Here is a 15,413-nt window from a genome sequence, read left to right as displayed (position 1 = left end):
TTTTCAGTCCCTCCAGCTCAGCGTGGGATCGGTGGTGGCCGCACGCGGCTCGCCGGTCCAGGCAAAGCGGTAGGTGAGGTTCGTTTCACCCGCAGGAAGGCTAGCGGTCAGGGTATTGCGGCCTTCTTTCAAAGTTGCCCCGGCGGGCAGCGGATCGCTGAGCTCGACGCCACTCAGCGCGCGTGGCGTGTTCAACTTCAACGTGACCACATAGCCGCCGTCCACGGCGTAGACGGCTTTTTCCAGCGTGACGGTGATCTCGCCCCGACCCACAGTCAGCGTGGTGCGGCGCAAGGCCAGGATTTCGCCGCCCAGCGGGGCGAGCGGGAAGTCCACGCTGGTCAGTCCGTTCACGAACACCGTCTGGGTGCCGCTCAGACCGCCGTCACGCGGCACAGGCAGCGGCGGATACGGGGTGGTCATGGGATCCAGGCGCAGCGCCTGCGTGCCATTGGCAACATTGGCAAAGCTGTAGCGGCCCGCCACGTCGGTCAGGGTCTGGCGGCCCCCAGCGAGCAGCACACGGGCGCGGGGCAGCGGGGTATCCAGCCCTTCCTGGTAGCGCCCGTCGCGGTTGCGGTCCACATACACCAGTCCCAGGATGTCTGACAGCGGCGCGAAGGTCGTCAGCTTGAGTTTGACGGTGGCCACCGCCTGGTTGCTGGCAATGGCGCGAGCTACACCCCCTGCCCCAACGCCGCTCACGGTCACGGTGTTGACCAGTTCACCCACGGCTTCCGGGGTGATCCGGGTGTCGTAGGTCAGCGTGATTGGTACGCCGGCGGGCAATTCCGCCACGGCCCAGGTCAGCACGCCGCCCACGATCTGAGGATCAGAGATCGGTCTGCCGCCCAGGCGGCTGCTGCCGGGGATGTAACTCAGGCCTCTGGCGGGCACGTCGGTGACCTGCGCGTTGAGGATTGACGTGGTGGCCGACTTGTTCAGGACCGTCAGGGTGTAGGTCAACCGGTCTCCCACGGTCACTTCGGGAGCACTCACGTCCTTGTTGACGGCCAGCTTGGCCGTCCACACCGGGGTTATCACCTCGTTGCTGCCCAGCGGGGCGGGGGTCTGGGTGCTGACCATCTGGAAGACATTCCTGAGCGCCTCGCCGTCCACCGCGCGGGTGCTGACCGATGTGACCACCGTCAGGACGCGGGTTTCGCCGGGGGCCAGCGTGCCCAGCTCCCACTTCACGGTCTGGGTGCCGGGCGCGCCCATGCTGACGCCGCCACCGGAAGCACTCACAAAGTCCAGGTGGGTGGTCAGGGCATCGGTGACCACCACGGCGGTCAGCGGGCGGGTGTAAGGATTGCGGACGCTCAGCTGGTACGTAATGGTGTCGCCCGCCGCCACCGTCGCGCCTGCGGGCAGGGTCACGGTGATCTTGCCGTCCTGGGCGGTGGCCACGTAGGACTTGATCAGTTCGGGCAGACCAGCCTCGACGCTCTCCACCGCATCTGCCGTGGTGTTGCTGGTGCCGCGGTCACCCTTGATGGTCACCAGCGCCTCCAGTGGACCTGACTGCGAGGCGGCGTAGCACACCCGCACGAACGCGCTCTGGCCTGCGTCCAGCAGCAGGGGCTGCGCGAGCGGCTGTCCGTCCTGACCCAGAAAGGTGGCCGTCGCGCCGCCCGTGGGGTAACCCACACTCAGGCGGAAGGCGTCCTTCACGTCGCCGGTGTTCTTCGCAGTGTGGTCAAAGCACACCGGCTGCCCCACCACGGCCAGCACCCTGCTCTGGCGGTCTGCAACGCCGCCCTCGGGGGCCTCGGGGTTGCCCTCCGGGCCAATCGCCACGGCAGGCTGGTAGCGCACGTCGACCCTCGCAGTGTCGCTCACCGTGGCCTTGCCGGTCAGGGCGGTGGCGGTGTTTGGAATGGTTCTGTTTTCCGCGCTGGCGTCGGCCCGCATCCGGAAGGTCAGCGTCACGTCCGCGCCGGGGGCCAGGCTGGGCACGCGCACGCGCACGCCGCGCACGATGGGCCCTTCCATGGTGGTCCAGCCGTTACCGTCTGCCGTGTATTCCAGCGTGCCGACGGTGCTGACGGCGCTGCCTGACACGAAACTGAGCCCCTGTGCCAGTTGATCGGTCAGCAGGTCTGTCAGGACCACTTCGCGGCTCTGCCCCCTGCCGCCGTTGACGGTCTTCACGGTCACGGTGGTTTCCGAGCCCGGGCGCAGCAGCGCGGGCGAGAAGCTCTTGCTCACGGCCAGTTCGGGGGGCGGGCTGATGCGCACCACGCTGACGTTGTTGCTGTCGGTCTGCCCGCCCGCGCACCCGGCCACCAGATTCACGAAGGCGTCTCCGGCGGCAATAGCATCCACCAACAGCAAAACATCTGTGCTCTGATCAGCGTCCAGGGTCACGCTGCTGATTTCCGGCTCATTTGCATCGGCCTTCCCGTTGCCGTTCAGGTCACGGACCATCCGCAAGTCTGGACTTGACGTGCCGCCCGCCTCGGTACGGGAGGCCAGGGCAAAGGTGGAGGTGGCGTTCCCGGCATTGACGACCCGGTACACGAACGTCGCCTGTTCGCCGGGCAGCAACGCTGCGTTCTGCCCAGGCTGAGCCACCGTACCGTCCGGGGTCACGCTGACCGCGCATACGGCAGAAACGGTGGTCTGTACGACATTGGACATTGACACAGTGGGCTGATTGGTCACAGGTGACAGGAACTCAGCCTGCGCCTGATTGGTGATTACCGTGCCGGCGGGCGTCATGTTCTGCGCGCCAGCGTATGCGCCAGGCAGGAGCAGGCCCAGCAGCAGCGCGGGAAAAATGAGGCGGGAGCGGGTCACGGGGGTTCTCCTTGAGGGACGGGGAAAGGTGGGCACGGCGCACGAAAATATGCGTGGATTCAAAACTGGGGATGAAGCAAATGGATTTCTATTGTTGTGGCTTGTGCCAAGCGGTTCTCTTCTGTCACCGTATTGCGAAAAAACGCGCCCTACACAGAAGGCAGGGCGCGCTGGAACAGGGCTTACTTGACGATGACCTGGAAGGTAATGGTCAGACCGCCCTGAGCCGGGAACAGATCATTGGCATCCACAGTGCCGTTGGCATTGGTGTCTACGCCAACGTCAACGCTGGTGACCGCGCTCAACGCTACCGTTGGGGTGGCGCTGGTCTGCCAGTTGCCCCCGTTGAAGCGGTACAGCACTGAGCCCGCCGTGAAGGTCTTGGTGGCCGCAACGGCGCTGAATGTTGTCCAGGTGAACACATTGGTGCTGGGATTGGTGTTCGACTCGGTCACGTAGAAGTTCTTCAGGACCGCGTTGTAATTGTTCTTGGCGGTAATGGTGTAATCCAATGTTGCGCCGGGCAGTGCTGCGGCGGGTTCGGACTTCGTCAGCGTCACACCCTTGTTGCCAGGCTGATCCACAGCGATTTCATCGTTGTTGTCTTCACGCACGATGGTGCTGTAAACCGCTTCAGCACGCTGATTGACCTTGAGCGTACTGGTGACGCCGTTGACCGTGGTGGCCTGGGCATTCGCCGGGACATCAACCACTGCGAAGATCTTGAGTTCTGTGTTGGCAAGCACTGTGCCAGTGGTGTAGGTGCGGGTGCCGTTCGCATTGGTCGTGAATGGCAACTCCGTACCGGGCTGACCACCGTTATCGCTGAAGTAGCGGACGTTGACCGTCTGATTGGAAACGGTGCTGTCTGCGGCGATAACGGGCACCACGACAGTGCCGATCAGGGTGTAGGCATCGCTATAGGTACCCACATTGGACAGATCCATGGGGAACACGGCGCTGCTGTCGGTGCTTGTGGCGGTCGCAGTGCCAGTGACTGCACCAGGCACGACGCTCTGGACAGGCGCGGGGGTGGGGGCCGTGCCCAACGCAGCAGTTGCGTCGCCGAACTGAAGCTGCGGGGGGTAAACCGTATCGGTCGAGGTGTCGTCGCTCAGTGCGTCGCCGTCATTACCGGAATCCGCGCCCACAATGATGGCAATGGGGCTAGGCGTGCTGGCCGCATCACTGTCGAAATCAGGATACGTAACCACCGTGCGGTAGCCCAGGGTCTGGCCAGCAGTCACCGTCAATAGGGGGTAGCCGGTACCGTCAACTGGCAAAGTATTCCCTGCAGCGTCCGTGAAGCGAACTGTGACGCCGTTCGGCAGAGTAAAGACCCCGGTAGCGCTGGGCGTGGCCAGAGGAGCTCCACCCGGACCAACCTTGTCCGTCGGGAACAGGCGAACAATATCCGTCATTGTTCCGCCGTTGGTCAGACTGTTGATAAAAACCACGGTATCAGCGGTGGCGTCATTGTCTGCCTTGGGGTAGGCGATCTGGCTGTCAGCACTGACGGCCACGATATTCGTGTTGGGTCGGGTGGGATCGTTGTAACCGGGAGCGGTGGTGGTGCCCCCTGGCAGAGTAACCGTGGTGGTGGGCAGTTGCTGGCCCGGCGCCGCTGGGTCACTGTCAATCACATTGTTGGTGAGGTTGGGCGAGTAGATGACCGCGCGGCTGTACTGGAGATCGGTGCTCGCCTCAGTCTTCGGAGCAATCACGCCCGCAGTAAAGACGTCAGCAGTACCTTGAGGGCTGGCCGCGTATTTGCCACCGGCGGCGGCATTCGCAGGCACTTCTATGACCTGAATGATGCTGACCATGCCCTCGTCGGCCGAGGTTTCCAGCTTATCGACGGGAACAGTGACCTGCGTCACTGCCCCAGCCGCGCGCTCGGCCGAGTCCAGAATGCCGTCGTTGTTGGTATCGCGGTAGTACTTGACGCTGGTCGGCGTCATAGGGCTGCCGTTGGTGTTGGCGGTTAACTGAACAACGTAGTTGTCGACGTTGCCGAGGTTGACCACTCTATACGCTGTCTCGAGCAGTCCGCCGGGCAGGATCTGGCCCTCGTAACCGGCAGGCAGCGTGCCAGTAGCCGTGGTTCCATCGGCCCCGGCGACGTATACGATGTCAAAATCCGGCTTGGGAAGAACGGTGGTATTGACCGTATTCGACTTGACCGGCGTAGCCGCCGCATTGGTGGTGGGATCGGTGAAGGTGGCCGTCGCGGTGTTGGTGATGACCGTACCAGAAGGCGTTCCAGCAGCAGCGGCGGTTCCGGCAGCCAGGGCCACCATCAGGGTCAGGAATTTAGGGTTGACTTTCACAGGTATTCTCCTCGTTTGCTTTGGCCATCAGTGGCCAGTGAATGTTCGAATCAGAATGTGGAGACAGGTGGGGCAGTGAACTACTTGACCTGAATGCGGTAGCCAAGTTTGAGCGTTGCGCCTGGGCTGACTTCAGACACGATCCAGCGCACGGTGGTGTACTCACTGGGCTTGACCTCCACCTCCTTCTGCACGGACTTGCCGTTCTCAGTCACGGTGATGGTCTTTTTCAGAGGCGCGGGGGCGTAGGTCTTCCCACCATCAATGGAGTACAGGGTCCTGGCGCTGTCCAGACCCTTCTCAGGGGCCAGATAAAAAGTATTTTTCGGCACGGGCAGTTGCACCGGCAGATCGCGCATGGTTTTGGCGCTGGTGTTCTGAACGCTGACCACCTGGCTCAATACGTCGCCAGGGTTGACGCTACTGGGGCTGGGTAACAGCTGTTCGGTGGCCTTGCCATCCACCTTGACGGTCTTGATGAGCAACATGTTGAGCTTCAGGCTCAGGGCTTCACCCACCTGGGCTGCCGCCTGGACTGCTCCGCAGAGCAGCAGAGCGACAAGCAATGGGGGCGTGGGGCGCTTCATGGAATCTCCTCTAAAAATAAATACAAGGTTAAGATTGCGGGCGGAAGTTCAGCAGTGCTTTTTTCCTGCATTGAGGTTAAAAATCTCTCTCTTACACGTTACTTACATGGATCTCACGCCTCAGCTAGCAATGGAGGCGTTATCATCATGATGAGATTAATGAGTATCTAAATCTTTCGCGGAACCCCTTCCAGACGAGTTTCTTCACAACGTCAGAATCAGGCGAACATCTGGAAGCAAAAAAACGCCCCCGATGGGGGGGTCAGGGGAGAGATGTTAGGCAGTGAACGCAGAAGTGTCTTAAATATGGACAGCTACAGTTCCAGCTCACGCCCTACCCGCTGCGCGACAGGCAATGCAGTCACCAGCACCTCGTATTTACCCGTTACAAAAACCTGAAAACCGCGCTTTTGCAGGTTACGGCGGGTGTCGGTCACATCGGCGCACAACAGGCTCAGGTCCGGGCGTTCGAAATTCCTCATGCGTGCGCCGTAGCTCAGGACGCCATCGCGGTAGCGGGCATTTGGAAAACCCAGCACCAGTCCGCCCGTTTCCGTCAGATGGTGACGGCACAGCCCTTTGAGCAACACGTCGCCCCGTACCCCTGGGCTCTGGAGCAGACTCAGAGCAATAATCAGGTCAAAGCGGCCCAGGTCCGGGTGCGGCAATCCGGTCACGTCCAGTTGCAGAAATGCTGCGCCCGGAAAGCGATCCCTTGCCCGCCGGAGCGCCGAGGCGTCAGTATCCACGCCCAGAATCTCGAGGGACTGGTCCGGGTAGGACCGTTCAGGGAAGGCCAGCGCCAGGGCATCCAGTTCGCGCCCGGTGTTCACGCCCAGCGCCAGCACGCGCCCAGCCGGAGGGAGACCGATTCGGCGCAGTGCCTCGACCAACGTCAGCAGCAGCACCGGATCCTCCAGCTTGTCCACCCGAGCCCACTCACTCCGTGCGCCGTATCCGCTCGCGTCCGGGGCAGGTGTGGGGGCGAATGCGCGCAGGCCAAAGCGCACCCGGCCCGCCCCCACCCGCTCTGGCGTCAGCAGATGCGCGCCCAGCGCATCGGCCAGGTCGGTCCAGACGCTCCAGGGACGGTGCAGACCTGCCACGCCCAACTCTCCGGCGTACAGGCCCACCCCCAGGTCGGGATCAGGCGCTTCGAGCGTGACCTCTCCCCCATCCGCCAGTGCCGCGCGCACGGCAGGCAGGATCGCGGACAGCGGTTCCAGGGTAAAGGAGAGCAGAGGCATCAGGGTCAGAATAGGGGGCAGGGCCTGGGGAAAACAAAAAAATCCCCGCCCGCAGGCAGGGATGGGGGAACGAACTCGGAGAGAAGGTTTAGCCTCCCAGAGTGGAGGCGAGCTGACGCAGACCTTCCTGATCCTCGGCGGGTGCGGCGGAGGCGAGCTTGCCGGTTTCGCTGCCCAGGGCAGGCAACATTCCGGCTGCGCCCTGCAGATCGCCGCTTTCCAGGGCGCTCTTGAGCTGCGCCAGCATGCTGGTCACGCTTTCCGCGCCGGGCACGCCGTCGAGCGTGCTGTGCCAGCTGGACACGTTGCTGACTGCCGTCTGGGCGTCCACGCCCTGAACGCCGCCCGAAAGGGCTTGGATGGTCTGCTGAAGTTGCTGGTTCATGCTTCGTACCTCCTTGAATTGATCTTGCCCGTCTATGTAACGCCTGTTGGCCCTTGCAGTGTGTATGCCAGCATTCCCTTTGAGAGGCGGTTAAAGACTGTGCTGGACACAAGATTGCCGGAAATCGTACGGTGGTCGGCGAGCGTTTGGTCTGGGCTGAACCCGTGAATCCTCCCCCTTTTCAGACTGGCGAAGAATTGGAAGACCTCCTGATGCGGGTGTTCCTGAAGGCTGCCGATCCTGGCCCGGTTCAGGGGCGGCTGGCGCTGACCTTCGACATCCACGAGCCGCGCGCCTGCCTGCGGGTGAATGGGCGCGACGGGCAGAGCGCTACCTTCACCCGGGGCGAGGCCGCCCGCGACGCCAGCAGCGATCTGACCTTTGCCATGAGCGGCGAGACGGCGCACGCCTTCTGGAGCGGCAAATTGAACCCAGTTGCAGCCATCACTGCCGGAAAGCTGAAGCTCAACGGGGCACCCCTGCGTGCCCTGGCGCTCGCGCCTGGCTTGGCACAGGTTCAGGCGGCTTACCGCGCGGAAACCGGAAGCGAGTAAGGCGACGGTTGATATACGCTATCGGGCTACTGCCAGCGCTCCCGGTCCTCGCTTGTCGTGCCCAGCAACAAGGGCCGCAATTCGCCAATCAGGTACAGGCTGCCGCACGCCAGCGCCAGGGGAGCATTGAAGGTAGACAGAGCGTCCAGCGCTTGCTGTGGCGAGGCGGTCAGGGTAACCGGCAGGCCTGGGAAGAGGACAGCGAGATCCGCTGCCGTCGCCGCGCGTGGACTGAACGTGGCCTGAGTCAGGATGGCGTGCGAGACATGGGGGCGCAGAGCTTCCACCACACCGTTCCTGTCCTTGTCCGCCGCTGCCCCGAAGATCAGGGGCAACGGCGCAACTACCAGTTCCCGCAGTGTCGCGGCCAGCGCGCGCGCGCCATCGGGATTGTGGGCACCGTCTAGCAGCATGTGCCCGCCACGCCACGGCAACAGTTCCAGGCGTCCTGGCCAGTGTGCCGTGGCCGCGCCCACACGGATGGCCTCCTCACCCATGCCCAGCCGCCACGCCGCCGCCGCCGCAAGTGCCGCGTTCCGTGCCCCATGCGCTCCCAGGAATGGGGTCTGGAACTCCACGGAGGCGTCCGGAAACTTCACAGCAACCTCCGCGCCCTGCCAGCCCAGGGAATGGGCGCGCACCTGTACTTCCCGGCCCACTGCCCACAGGTCCGCTCCTGTGGCCCGCAGCAAGGGGAGCAGGCCCGCCGCCACGCCCGTCACGGCTGGGCGACCCGCCCGCAGAATTCCGGCCTTCTCGATGGCAATGGCCTCCAGGGTATGGCCCAGGATTTCGGTGTGGTCCAGCGCCACATTGCTGATCACGCTCAGCACAGGGTCAAGCGCGTTGGTGGAGTCCAGACGTCCGCCCAGGCCGACCTCCATCACCGCAAGCTGAACCCCGGCCTCCGCGAACATCAGCGCACCCAGAGCGGTGACGATCTCGAAGAACGTCGCCTCAACTTCTTCGGCGTGGGGGCGCAGACGATCGAGCGCAATAGCGACGGTTTCCGGGGGGAGTTCCTGACCACTCACCTGAAAGCGCTCGGCAAAGCGGGTCAGATGCGGGCTGGTAAAGAGGCTCGTACACCGACCGCCCGCGTTCAATATGGACGCCAGCACGGCGGCGGTGCTGCCCTTTCCGTTGGTGCCACCCACCAACACGGTCTCGAAGGCGTCTTGCGGGTTCCCCACACGGGACAGCAGGGCACGTACCCGGTCCAGTCCCGGACGCACGCCGAAACGTTGACGGGCGAACAGCCAGTCCAGATGCCTGTCTCCTCCTGGAGCGTCAATCACGGGCAGCTCAGGAGTGGGTCTCGAAGTGCTTTTCCAGCGCAGGCACAATCTGCTTTTTGCGGCTGATGCGGTCTCCCAGATCGGCCACGCTGTTCGCCGTGGGGGTACCGAAGGCGGCCTGGACCACTGCCGCCTCGGCCTCGCCCGGCACCAGCATTCGGTTGGTCTCGTTCAGAATGTCCACCACGCCCAGCAGAACGCCATCCAGACCGTCCGCTGCCCGCGCATCTTGCATGGCGGCCAGCAACTCTGCCTGACGCCCGAATACGTAGCCAGGATTGGTGGTCTCGATCACCCCCAGACCCCAGCGCTGCGGACGAATCGGATCTCCGAAAGGAAAGACCTTGTAATCCATCTTGAGCAGCTCGGCGGCGGGCGTATCGCCCAGATCACTTTTGGCCGCGAACATCTCCAGTGCGTAGGCTGTCACGTCGCGCACGCCAGCAATTGGAGCCAGGAACGCCACTGCCTCGCGGTCATCCGGAGTGGTGGTGGGGCTGCGGAAATGTAGGGTATCGCTCAGCACGGCGCTGAGCATCAGCCAGGCGTCGGCCTTCTCCACACTCAGCCGGGCCTCGCGGTGTAGCTTCAGCAGCAGCGTAGCGGTGCAGCCCACGGGCTCGAAGCGCAGGAAGGCAGGCTGCATGGTGGTCAGATCGCCCAGCTTGTGGTGATCGACCACCCTGGTGACCTTCAAGTACTCCAGGTTAGGCGCAGACTGTGCACGTTCGTTGTGGTCCACCAGCGCCACCGCGGTCCCTGGCTCCAGCGCAGGCAACAGAGGTGGCGCCTCCATCTCGGCGCGCTCCAGTACGAAGGGCGTCTCGAAGTTGAGGGTCCCAAGGCGGTACGCCCGTGCCTCAATCCCCTGCCGCGACAGCAAACGGGCATAAACCAGGGCAGAAGCGATGGCGTCGGTATCTGGGTTGAGGTGTCCGAACACAGGAAGCATGGCGGCAGTCTAGCGGCTGGGCCGGACGTACACGGAGGGATCCTGGCCAGAGATACGAAAAGCCCCCGCCAAGTGCGGGGGCTTTCAGGAAACAGGGCGGAAGGGAAGGTGCAGCTTGAACCCGTTGGGGTTTAGAAGTTGACCTTGTAGCTGATCTTGAATACCTGGCCGCGAGCGTCGGAGGGCGCAGCGGTGCCGTTACGCAGACGCAGGTTGCCCACGCCGTAACCGAAGGACAGATCGTAGTAGTTGCCTTCCACGTACACCAGGTCCTGCCGGACAGTCGCGCCGCCGTTGTTCTGATCGACGAACCGGCCTGCCGTGCTGCCGCTGAAGGGAATGTAAGCGCGGTTGGTGCCCTGGTAACCGGCGTAGTACACGGCCAGCTTGGTGTTGGGCAGCAGGAACTCGTTGAGCTTCACGCCCGCTGAGTACTTGATGGCATTGGAGGTGTAATTGCCAGGGTTGGGCGCAAGCACATCGGCGTCGTTGGTAGTGTCGGCGTCGGTGGTGTTTCCAGGAATAGCAACGTAAGTGCCGGTTCCGTAAGTATGGCTACGGGTGTAGTAGCCGACCTGACCCTCGAAGCTGGGTTTGAAGATCACGCCCAGCGGATCGGTGACCACTTTGACGCCGACAGCCGCGGCATTGCTGTTGTAAGCAACGTTGGCCAAGCTTCCGACGGCAACAGCGTTGAGATCGGCGTTCGCGTAACGGTCAATCCCGAAGGCCGCCTTGACGTCCACCTGCGCGATACCAATCTTCTTGCCGTACAGCACATCGCCGTAGGTGAAGCCGTTGCTGTAGCTGTTGGTGGCGGTGCGGAAGCGCGAAGCGTAGCCCACACGGAAGGTGAGGTCCTTGACCAAGGCGCTGGCGTCCTTGCCATTATGCGTCAGTTCCGCGCCGTACTCGGTGTAGCAGGCCTTGTCGGTGAAGTTCGCCAGCGAGAAGCTCAGCGCGCCGCCCACACCGTCGGTGTCGGACCTGGCGATACCGGGGTGGTTGACCCCGCAACCGTCAGAATTCAGGAACTCGTTGTCTGCCAGACCGAAGTAGCTGTTGTACTTGCTGTTGCGGAACAGCAGAGCGTCATTTTGGGCACGGACATTGTTGATGGTGAGGTAGTTGTAATAAGCACCGATTGCCAGACCGAAGCCAGGGGTAACGTCGGCACGCACGCTGTAGCGGGTACCGTTGCCCGTCACCGCGTTCACGCTGAAGTCCGTGTCAGCGTTGGCTGCCTTGTTGAACTGGTAGTAACCGCCACGCACCGTCACCAGATTAAACAGGTTGGCCTTGGCCGCCACACCCAGATCGGTGATCAGCGTGTCTGCCGCGTTGGCGTTGTTGGTCTCGCGGTCATAGTACGCACCCACGGCCACGGGGCCGAGCGCGCCGCCGACCTTGATGCCGAAACCGGTCTGGTCGAGGTGATAGGGCGCCGTGCTGTCATCGTCGGTCGGATCAGCTTCCATGATGCCAGCCGTCGCGTTGTAACCCGCAGTGATGCTGCGGTAGTTCAGGTCGTAAACCTTGACTGGACCCAGGGTGCCCGCGACCTTGCCGTAGAACGCGCGCTCAGTCACAGTGGAGTTGGCGACAGGCGTAGCGCCGAAGGAGTTGGTGGTCACGCGACTCTGTGCATATTCACTGTCAATCTGCCAGCCGCCGACCGCACCGTGCAAGTCTGCACCGAAGGCTGTAACGTCGCCGGCGATCGTGAATCGTCCTGCGGGCAGGACAACCGGATTTGCGTTCGGCACGCCGACAACTGCGGCGTTCTGAGCCGCCTGAAGCCCTGCGGCGTCCAAGGTTTCCTGGGCGTAGTTGAGTCCTGCCTTCAGCGTGCCAATGGGGGTGATTTCTGCGCGCACACCGCGGTAGTACTTGTAAGCACCGTCAGACAGGCCAGTGGCCGTACGGCTGATCAGCACAGGAGGGGTAGCGGTGTTGTAGACGTCGTTGTAAACAACAGCTGCGTCCCCACCGCCACGGCTCCCGTAGACCACGGTGATGTTGGGCTTGTACGCACCGATCACAGGAACCGTGCTGCCGTCCACGTTAACGACGAAGCCGTCGCCGCGCCCGGTAGCATCGTTGTCGAACAGGTAGTCCCCAAACTTGAATTTCAGAGCCTTGCCGAAAGTGACCGTCACGGGGGCATTGCCCACGGTGAAGGCCGCCGTGCCCTGCTTGAAGAAGAAGAACAGGGGGCGGTACGTCACGCCGTCCTGGGTGACATCGGGATAGCGGCTATCAGCAGTGGGCAGACCGGCGCGAACACCGAAGGTCACATCAACCTTGTTGATGTTCAGCTTGCCGGCGCTTGGGGTAAATGCACCCGTGGTAGCGCTCGTCGCGGTGTCGATCTTACCAGCATTGTCGAAGCTGATGCCAAACGACAGGGTGGTGTTGCCCTCCCTGTAGACAGGGGCAGCGGTGGCGGTGCTGAAGCCGTAGTAGCTTGTCGCATTGGCCTGCCTTGCGGCCGCAACGCGAAGGTCAAAATCGGCCTGGGTTTCGCCGCGGTTGGGAACCGCAGGGACTGCTACGGATGCCGCAATCGGCTCGCGCCCACCAGTCAGATCGGCCCAGTCGACTGCAGTATCGGCGGTAGCGCCGTCGCCATCGTCACCGGTGCTGAAGATGGTGCCGGGGATCAGGCGGTCAAAGTCCATATTGCGCGTGCCACGGGCCACGTTGTAGGTGATGCTCAGGCTGGGGCGCAAGTTGAAGGCGTACTTCTCGAGCTGCTTGACACGGTTGTCCAGGTCGCCCACCGAGGTCTCCACCTTGGTGACGCGGCCCTCGACGGCGCCCACACGGCCCGACAGGGTGTCGAAGTCGGCCTTCTGCACCAGATCGGCCTGGGCGGCTTCGATGGCGCTGGTGCGGTCCTGCAGGTTCAGGATGTCCTGGTTCAGCAGCACGGTCAGGTCGTTCAGAGCGGCGATGCTGCTGGCGTTGTCGTCGACATCGGCACGCAGGGTGTCGTAGTCGTCGGCGCGGGCCGTCAGGTCATCGATCTGGGCCTGGATGTTGGCAATCGCCTCGGCGTCGCCGGCGGGTGCGGTATTGGTCCCGGCAGCAGCCAGTTCCTCGATGCGGCTCTCCAGACGGGTGAAGTCGTCGCGGCTGACCGCGTTTTCTTCCAGGTCGCTGACGCGCACGCCCAGGGCAGCCAAGTCGGCAGCCAGTTCCTGAATCGCATTCTGCAGCGCAGTCAGGGTGTCAGCGTCGATGGTGCTGGCGGGCACTTCACCGGTGCGGACCTGGTCGAGCAGGCGCGCGATGATCACGGCGGCCTCGTAGCGCGTCAGGTTCTGCGTGCCACGGTAGGTGCCGTCGGGGTAACCCAGGATGATGCCCTGACCAACCAGACGGTCAATGGCGTCCTTGGCCCAGTGACCGGCCGGAACGTCGGTCAGCGCAGGCACCTGAGGTGCGCTGGCGGGTGCCTCCGTCTGGGCAGCGGCCATGCCGAATGCCAGAGCGGCGGTGAGAACGAGCAGGCTTTTCTTCATACGAACCCCCAAAGGTTGTCGCGCGTCGGAAGCAACGAAAAACGGCTTCTGAAGGTGACGATGGGGCGAGTTACCGAGTTTCCTCTCCCGGAGTAGTTCACCGCGTCGTTCTCTCCCGCCTACGCAACTGTGTGGTGCAATCTGAGTGCCTCCCCCGAGATGGGTGTGTAGGCGTCAGATCAGAACGGATGATACAAGCATGAAGATAGAAGGGTCAACCCTGAGAACCCGATAAATTCGATATTTTGCCCCTCACTCGCCGTTTCTGATCAAGTCGTGAAGAGATGAACAACTCATGTGGCTCATCTGGCTTCACTGCGTCAGGGGCACTTCCACCTGGATAGCGCCCGTTTCAGATCTCGAAGCGTCCAAGCTAGCCGCGAACCACTCGGGCAGTTCTCCGCCGAAATACCGCCGTCCCCATGCCCTCGCCCAGCTCTCAAAGGTTCCCTCAGTAATAGCCATCCTGATCCGCTCGACCAGACGGTGCAGATAGCGCAGGTTGTGGAGGGAGAGCATGCGCGGCGCCAGCAGTTCCTCCGCTCGGACCAGATGGGCTAGGTAAGCGCGAGTGTAATGGCGGCAGGCGTAGCAGTCGCACTCCTCGTCTATGGGCCGCATGTCACGGCGTGGTGCACTGGAATTCAGGTTCAACCTTCCATCGTCGGTCAGCGCGTAGCCGAAGCGGCCGGTGCGGGTTGGATACACACAGTCGAACATGTCTACCCCCAGGGCGATACCTGCGACCAGGTCTTCCGGATGACCGACGCCCATCAGATACCGTGGCTTGTCAAGGGGTAACCGGGCGGTGGTGAAGTCCACTGCTGGGTACATCTCAGCCTTGCTCTCCCCTACGGCCAGCCCGCCAATTGCAAAGCCAAGGGTGTTGAAAGGCAGGGTCAGGTCCAGGCTCCGCTGGCGCAGGTCCGTATGGATGCCACCCTGCACGATGGCGAAGAGCGCCTGATCCTCCCGTGACTTGAAGGTCAGGCAGCGTTCCAGCCAGCGCACGGTTCGCTCCAGGCTCTGGGTGATGTACTCGCGCTCCGCCGGAAAGGGCGGACATTCATCGAAGGCCATTATCACGTCGGCGCCTAGGGCCTGCTGAACCTCAATGCTGCGTTCAGGGGTCAGCTCTACCATGCTGCCGTCCAGATGGCTCTTGAAGACCACGCCTTCCTCAGTGATCTTGCGAAGGTGTCCCAGACTCATCACCTGAAAGCCGCCTGAGTCGGTCAGGAAGGGGCCAGGATAGGCGGTAAAGCCCGGCAAGCCGCCATGCGCCGCCACGAGTGCCTCGCCAGGGCGCAACATCAGGTGGTAGGTATTACCAAGGATCATCTGAGATCCGATCTCCAGCAGTTCCTGCGGGCTGATGCCTTTGACCGTACCCTGGGTGCCCACCGGCATGAACATTGGCGTGGTGACGGTACCGTGTGGAGTTGTAAAACGCCCCACCCGTGCGCGTCCGTCCTGGTGCTGAACTTCGAACTCGAACATCCCTCTATTGTGGCGCATCAGTCTGCCCAAGAGTTTGCATCCTGCTGGCTTAGCTGTTGACGTCCAGGCAAAGACAAACACGCGTTCCATCTGGACCCAGTCCTACATCAGAGCAATCAAAAAGCCCCCTCCGATTGGAGGGGGCATATATGGAGCGGGAGACGAGATTCGAACTCGCGACATCTACCTTGGCAAGGTAGTGCTCTACCAGCTGAGCTACTCCCGCGAAAC

At 62.7% G+C, this 15,413-nt stretch carries 10 protein-coding genes and 1 tRNA gene; 1 reads left to right on the top strand and 10 read right to left on the bottom strand.

Annotated features, from left to right (window positions below; all coding sequences use genetic code 11):
- Nucleotides 1-3 precede the first annotated feature (3 nt).
- The 5 genes from HNQ08_RS19625 to HNQ08_RS19605 all read right to left on the bottom strand — a co-directional run bounded on the left by HNQ08_RS19625 (nt 4) and on the right by HNQ08_RS19605 (nt 7,351).
- The gene (locus HNQ08_RS19625; protein ID WP_342355713.1) at nt 4-2,802 is read right to left on the bottom strand and encodes a DUF11 domain-containing protein; all 2,799 of its coding nucleotides are present in this window, start codon (nt 2,800-2,802) and stop codon (nt 4-6) included.
- A gap of 182 nt (nt 2,803-2,984) precedes the next feature.
- A complete protein-coding gene (locus HNQ08_RS19620) occupies nt 2,985-5,132 on the bottom strand; it encodes a hypothetical protein (RefSeq protein WP_184135987.1) in 2,148 nt (715 codons plus the stop codon).
- Between the two features lie 80 nt (nt 5,133-5,212).
- Nucleotides 5,213-5,719, bottom strand: coding sequence for a hypothetical protein (locus HNQ08_RS19615; RefSeq protein WP_184135985.1), 507 nt, complete (start codon nt 5,717-5,719; stop codon nt 5,213-5,215).
- A 314-nt stretch (nt 5,720-6,033) separates the two neighbouring features.
- A complete protein-coding gene (locus tag HNQ08_RS19610; protein WP_184135983.1) occupies nt 6,034-6,966 on the bottom strand; it encodes a methyltransferase in 933 nt (310 codons plus the stop codon).
- A gap of 88 nt (nt 6,967-7,054) precedes the next feature.
- Nucleotides 7,055-7,351 (bottom strand): hypothetical protein, encoded by a 297-nt coding sequence (locus HNQ08_RS19605; RefSeq protein ID WP_184135981.1) that lies wholly within the window; start codon nt 7,349-7,351, stop codon nt 7,055-7,057.
- Nucleotides 7,352-7,515: 164 nt separating this feature from the next.
- Between HNQ08_RS19605 and HNQ08_RS19600 the strand changes: the two genes are divergently transcribed.
- Complete coding sequence (locus HNQ08_RS19600) at nt 7,516-7,905, top strand: SCP2 sterol-binding domain-containing protein (protein ID WP_184135979.1); 390 nt, start codon at nt 7,516-7,518, stop codon at nt 7,903-7,905.
- Nucleotides 7,906-7,931: 26 nt separating this feature from the next.
- Here HNQ08_RS19600 and HNQ08_RS19595 read toward each other — a convergent pair whose 3' ends face one another.
- The 5 genes from HNQ08_RS19595 to HNQ08_RS19575 form a co-directional block, all read right to left on the bottom strand.
- Complete coding sequence (locus HNQ08_RS19595) at nt 7,932-9,203, bottom strand: bifunctional folylpolyglutamate synthase/dihydrofolate synthase (RefSeq protein ID WP_229790139.1); 1,272 nt, start codon at nt 9,201-9,203, stop codon at nt 7,932-7,934.
- 7 nt (nt 9,204-9,210) lie between these two features.
- Nucleotides 9,211-10,155, bottom strand: coding sequence for a manganese-dependent inorganic pyrophosphatase (locus tag HNQ08_RS19590; protein WP_184135977.1), 945 nt, complete (start codon nt 10,153-10,155; stop codon nt 9,211-9,213).
- 131 nt (nt 10,156-10,286) lie between these two features.
- Entirely contained in the window at nt 10,287-13,682 is a 3,396-nt protein-coding gene (locus tag HNQ08_RS19585; protein WP_184135975.1) for an S-layer homology domain-containing protein, read from the bottom strand.
- Nucleotides 13,683-13,994: 312 nt separating this feature from the next.
- Nucleotides 13,995-15,182, bottom strand: a complete 1,188-nt coding sequence (tgt, locus tag HNQ08_RS19580; protein WP_184135973.1) for a tRNA guanosine(34) transglycosylase Tgt — start codon at nt 15,180-15,182, stop codon at nt 13,995-13,997.
- 150 nt (nt 15,183-15,332) lie between these two features.
- A tRNA-Gly gene (locus HNQ08_RS19575) sits at nt 15,333-15,408 on the bottom strand.
- Nucleotides 15,409-15,413 lie beyond the last annotated feature (5 nt).

This window comes from Deinococcus humi (assembly GCF_014201875.1).
In the GTDB taxonomy this organism is placed as follows: Bacteria; Deinococcota; Deinococci; order Deinococcales; family Deinococcaceae; genus Deinococcus; species Deinococcus humi.
The sequence above is the reverse complement of the archived record's forward strand: the minus strand, read 5'-3'. Positions and strand labels throughout refer to the sequence as shown.